Origin of the sequence: uncultured Meiothermus sp., from assembly GCF_937863175.1 — a bacterium.
GTDB lineage: Bacteria > Deinococcota > Deinococci > Deinococcales > Thermaceae > Meiothermus.
The window spans coordinates 1-1,837 of record NZ_CALMCQ010000210.1; the positions used below are offsets into that span (position 1 = coordinate 1).

Sequence of the window (1,837 nt, forward strand, 5' to 3'; positions counted from 1 at the left end):
CACCAGCCCTCTATTGCCAGTGGCGTTGCTGCTACAATCGGAGGGTTATGGGCCGTTTGATTCGCGGGCTGGCCGCCGAGGGAAACCTGCGGGTGCTGGCTCTGGAAACCACCGATATTGCCGAGGAAGCCAGAGAACGCCACCAGCTTTCGCCCACCGCCACCGCTGCGCTGGGCCGGGCCATGAGTGGGGTTTTGCTGCTCACCTTCTTGCTCTCCAAAACGCCCAGAGAGCGAGTGAGCCTGCAGTTTGTCGGCGATGGACCACTGGGCGGGCCAGTGGTGGAAGCCGCACCGGATGGGTTGGTGCGGGGCTATGTCAAAAATCCCCAGGCTGATCCCCCTCTGCGCGCCGATGGCAAGCTCAATGTGGGGGCGGCCATCGGCAGAGGGGAACTTAAGGTAGCTCGGCTGCTGTCCAACGAAGAGCTCTATCAGTCCAGCGTCGAACTGGTCAGTGGGGAAATCGCCGAAGATCTGGCCCGCTATCTCTGGCAGTCCGAGCAAATACCCTCGGCAGTGTTATTGGGGGTGCGGGTGAACGGTTCGGGTGCAGTACACATTGCGGGTGGGGTGGCGATTCAGGTGTTGCCCGGCTGTCCCGATGAGGTGATTGGCAGGCTCGAGCAGAACCTGCAAGGCCGTACCAGCATTACCGATTTACTGCTCGAGAAAGGGCTGGACGGCTCAGTCGAAACCCTGATGGAGGGTCTGGACTACGACCCCACCGATCTGAGCGTGGTGGGCTTCCGCGAGGGCCATATACCGCTGCACTTTCAGTGCCGTTGTAGCCACGAACGGGCTTTGAATGCCCTGGCTCACTTCTCGCCCCAGGAGCGTGAAGAGATGATTGTTCAGGACGGCGGGGCTGAGGTTTCCTGCCACTGGTGCGGCGAAATATACCAGATCACCCCCGAGGAAATTCGCTCCCTGTCGCTCGCTGAGGGCTTGGTGGGTGAGGCGCCCCAAGCCTGAGCTTTCGCAACCGTCTTCCAACGGCCAGCCCCCAACCAGGGAGTGATAGGCTTTGTCCCCGGCGCTCTTCGGGTTGCTGCAACACCCATAGCGGTGTAGCCGTACAGACTCCAGGTTTATTTGTGGGATCTACAAAAACCGAGCCCTGGGATAGTTGTTCAGCACGCCCTTTTTGAACTCTTCGTATCGAGATTTTTCGACGAGCGCTACGGTCGAGCCGCCAAAGCCCGCTCCGGTCAGGCGTGCGCCGATGGCTCCGTGGCGCAACTCGGCTTCCACGAGCTGGTCGAGTTCGGGAATTGAGACCTCGTAGTCGTCCCGCAGAGAGACGTGCGAGGCCACCATCAGCTCGCCAAAGCGCTGGATGTGACCTTGTTCCAGCGCCCTTACCCCCTCCAGGACCCGCTGGTTCTCAGTTACAACATGGCGGACGCGACGGTTGATGGGTTCGGGCAGGGTGGCGATGCGGGGCAGATCGGGGGGGGAAAGCTCGCGCAGCGATGAGATACCCAGCAGTGCACAGGCTTTCTCGCATTCGCTTCGGCGGGTGTTGTAGCCCGACTCGGCCAGGCGGCGCGGTACCGTAGAATCCACTACCGCCACCCGGTAACCCGGCGGTAAGGGCGCAAGCTGCGTGGTGAGGTCTCTGGTATCTAGAAACAATGCGTACCCCAGTCGCCCCACCGAGGAAGCCATCTGATCCATGATGCCGCAGCGCACCCCCACATACTCCACCTCGGCTTGTTGGGCCAGCAGGGCGATCTGCACGTCATCCAGGGGAAGATTATAAAGTTCGCGCAAAGCCCGTAGCGTGGCCACCTCCAGTGCGGCCGAGCTGGAAAGCCCTCCGGTGATGGGCACCT

General features: G+C 61.5%; 2 protein-coding genes. One reads left to right on the forward strand and one right to left on the reverse strand.

Translation table 11 applies throughout. The annotated features are described in order from the left end of the window. Positions 1-47 precede the first annotated feature (47 nt). Positions 48-974, forward strand: a complete 927-nt coding sequence (gene hslO, locus Q0288_RS08240) for an Hsp33 family molecular chaperone HslO (protein ID WP_299429415.1) — start codon at positions 48-50, stop codon at positions 972-974. A gap of 129 nt (positions 975-1,103) precedes the next feature. Here hslO and Q0288_RS08245 read toward each other — a convergent pair. Then, positions 1,104-1,837, reverse strand: a 734-nt coding sequence (locus tag Q0288_RS08245) for a galactokinase (protein ID WP_299429416.1), incomplete at its 5' end; no start/stop codon positions are given.